The organism is Proteus sp. G2675, assembly GCF_963886535.1.
In the GTDB taxonomy this organism is placed as follows: Bacteria; Pseudomonadota; Gammaproteobacteria; order Enterobacterales; family Enterobacteriaceae; genus Proteus; species Proteus mirabilis.
Window position 1 is genome coordinate 1 of the sequence record NZ_CAWPCB010000029.1, and the last position, 2683, is coordinate 2683.

The 2683-nt window shown below is 35.2% G+C and carries 5 protein-coding genes; all 5 read right to left on the bottom strand.

Annotated elements, in window-relative coordinates; all coding sequences use genetic code 11:
- Positions 1 to 288 precede the first annotated feature (288 nt).
- Positions 289 to 549 (bottom strand): hypothetical protein, encoded by a 261-nt coding sequence (locus tag AACQ49_RS08055; protein WP_004247524.1) that lies wholly within the window; start codon positions 547 to 549, stop codon positions 289 to 291.
- Positions 550 to 565: 16 nt separating this feature from the next.
- Positions 566 to 832, bottom strand: coding sequence for a hypothetical protein (locus AACQ49_RS08060; RefSeq protein ID WP_049202079.1), 267 nt, complete (start codon positions 830 to 832; stop codon positions 566 to 568).
- Positions 829 to 1515 (bottom strand): hypothetical protein, encoded by a 687-nt coding sequence (locus AACQ49_RS08065; protein WP_017627864.1) that lies wholly within the window; start codon positions 1513 to 1515, stop codon positions 829 to 831. Before AACQ49_RS08065 ends, AACQ49_RS08060 begins: the two co-directional genes overlap by 4 nt.
- Complete coding sequence (locus tag AACQ49_RS08070; RefSeq protein WP_017627865.1) at positions 1515 to 1847, bottom strand: hypothetical protein; 333 nt, start codon at positions 1845 to 1847, stop codon at positions 1515 to 1517. Before AACQ49_RS08070 ends, AACQ49_RS08065 begins: the two co-directional genes overlap by 1 nt.
- The coding region (locus AACQ49_RS08075) for a phage tail tip fiber protein (protein ID WP_237612809.1) at positions 1837 to 2683 on the bottom strand (847 nt) is incomplete at its 5' end. The genes AACQ49_RS08075 and AACQ49_RS08070, both read right to left, overlap by 11 nt.

Genomic DNA, 2683 nt, shown 5'->3' on the forward strand with positions numbered 1-2683 from the left:
CTGTATAATTGCTTTTTATGCGCTAAATAGCTCACTTCCGCTTGAGAGTTGGTGGTATGATAAAACACAACACACTTATCTAAATGCGATAATATTGTCGGCAAAGACCAATAGCGCCCGCCTTTAAGGTGGATTTTTTGTCGAAACACACAATAAGCCATTTGTGTATTACGTGTAATCGCACTTCGAAATCCCTGAAAGGTCCACACCACTTTTATCTAACTTTTTACTAATATCCCCCAGCACTTTTTTAACACCATCGAGCGTAACTCGTTGCTCGTTTAAGAACTACGTAATATCTGATGCAATAGCGGTCATACGATTATTAGCGTCGCTGTATGAGTTCGGCTCAGTGAGATTAATGCTGTAACTAGTGTTTTTTACGGTAAATGTAGCCGGTTGTGAAATGACTAATTCTGTATCGCTATTAACCCTGTCCACCATATAAATAAAATTAGCATTACCATTTTTAATTAAAATAATGGTACCTGTGCCAGAGACAATAGCAGACCCTGACACTGTGCTAACAGTGCCTGTTGTGTATATCATGATTTATTTCCTAAATTTATTTTTTTATAGGTGAATTATCTTTGCAATATATTTTGTCAAACATATCAGGGCTAACCCAACCGCCTTGCCATAAACCTGCTTTACCGTATCCAAAATACATATTATTATCATTATTATAGCGACTTAATTTAAAACTCTGATATTTTTCAATAGTCTGAATTTTAATTAAACCAACACACTCCACTGTCTGATAATTTATAGGTTTTCTATCAACACAGCCTGAAATAAATACCGCAATAGATAATAAAATTATTTTTTTCATAATACCTTCTTAATATCGCTCACATCTATTATTAAGCAAGTAGATGGAAATCTAGATAAATCACGATTTGCACTGCCTGTGCTCCAAAGAACAGCTTCTTTATATCTTACTTGTAACGTATTTCCCACTCTTTTAATAAAAGTATCCATCCAAGCCCCTTCAAATCCATCTTCCCATATTCCTCCCATTCCGCCACCAAAAACGAAAGCTAAATCTTTTATATTTGGTAATTGATAATCAATATCTTCTTTCCATGATGCAATAAAATATCCTACTATTTTTAGCACCCCCCAATTAGAGTTATAAACAGTCTGTTTTGTACTACTATTTTTTATAACGACTCCATATTTTTCTTTAAAAATATTATTCGGAAAATCACCAAATTCAAATACATCAACACTACCCGAAGAGTCATTATAAGGTTGGGATATCTGGATATTTTTATCACTTCCTTTTATGGCTCCCCCAATAACTTTAACAAAAACATTATTAGGTGATACAGCAAATAACTTTGTAGATAAATGTGGGGTAATCGGTAATTCAGTATAATATCCTTGATTTCCAGATACTATCCCACCTTTCATTACAACAGTCTGCTTTCTAATACAGTTCATAACCGTATTAAAGCTATCTATTTGAATATGACGATCCTTTCCTTTTATAATAATGCCATATTTACCCATCAATATACTCCATAATATAACCTAATGATGTCATCATATATATCGATTAAGCCATTTCTATAAACATTATCGAGTTCAAGAATAATTACCCCGTTATTAATATTTAAAATAACATCTCCAGCTAACCCCCTCATAAAAGAAGTTCCAAACCAAGCAAATACTTCTCCATATTTATTTAGATCAGAATGGTCATAACTAAAAGTTTTTTTAGTCATAAGTGGTATTGGAGTAATATCATGCCAACCAACAATTCGTCCAACCCTATCGGATGTATTTAATAAATTAATTCCATATTTTTTAGATTTGATTACCATGCCATAATTATCGCTCATTTGTAATATCACCAATAATAACAACATTATACCCAGTTTCGTCTTTTACATATAAATTTTGATTGGTTAATGTTGTCCCTCCATTACCACTCGTAAAGCGAAAAACATTGTTTTTAGCATCCAATAAAAAGCCATTCCCTTTATCAAATCCTGATGATTTAAAATAATCGAGTACCACTAATTTTTGTATCCACGCTTTATCCATTAAGGCTTCATGAATAACCACCTGTCCATTCTTCACGATAAACGGTGTCACCACTTTGCCGTTTAATGACGATATCACCGCAAAGTTTTGGGCATTGACCAGAAATTGGCTATTTCCTTGTGCATTAAACCCTAAGCCAATGCCCGTAATGACTTTATTCCCTTTGCTATCTTGCTGAACTTTCATTGTCCATGATGCGGAAATTTTGCCATTTATGTCGGTGACCACTTTCGACGTTTGTTCGATTTTGGCTGAACTTGTACCCACTTGGCTTTCAAGGCGAGTGACTTGCTGGGCGGTAGAGGTCACTTTACCTGAGACCTCAGTCACCTTAGTTTCAAGTTGGTTTACCGCATTCGCCGTTGCATTGGCTTTCTGTTCGCTGGACTTAGGTACTTCATTCGCCACAAATCCTTTTGGTGCCACCGATTGTTTGTTATTGGTATAAGTGCGGGTGATAATTTGATGGTTAACACTTTTATGCTTAGTGAGCTGATATTTAGCACCTCCTCGCAAATAGATATATTCCACAGAACCATTCGTTAATTGAGCTGGCCCCATCACAGGGGATTGATTTGTCCATCGCCAATCAAAATTATCAATGATGCGGTTTTCAGACTGGGTTCCCCAT

What these genes read in the sequence shown, in the direction of transcription:
- AACQ49_RS08055 (WP_004247524.1), bottom strand. Translation starts at nt 549, where the DNA reads ATGATATACACAACAGGCACTGTTAGCACAGTGTCAGGGTCTGCTATT.
- AACQ49_RS08060 (WP_049202079.1), bottom strand. Translation starts at nt 832, where the DNA reads ATGAAAAAAATAATTTTATTATCTATTGCGGTATTTATTTCAGGCTGT.
- AACQ49_RS08070 (WP_017627865.1), bottom strand. Translation starts at nt 1,847, where the DNA reads ATGAGCGATAATTATGGCATGGTAATCAAATCTAAAAAATATGGAATT.
- AACQ49_RS08065 (WP_017627864.1), bottom strand. Translation starts at nt 1,515, where the DNA reads ATGGGTAAATATGGCATTATTATAAAAGGAAAGGATCGTCATATTCAA.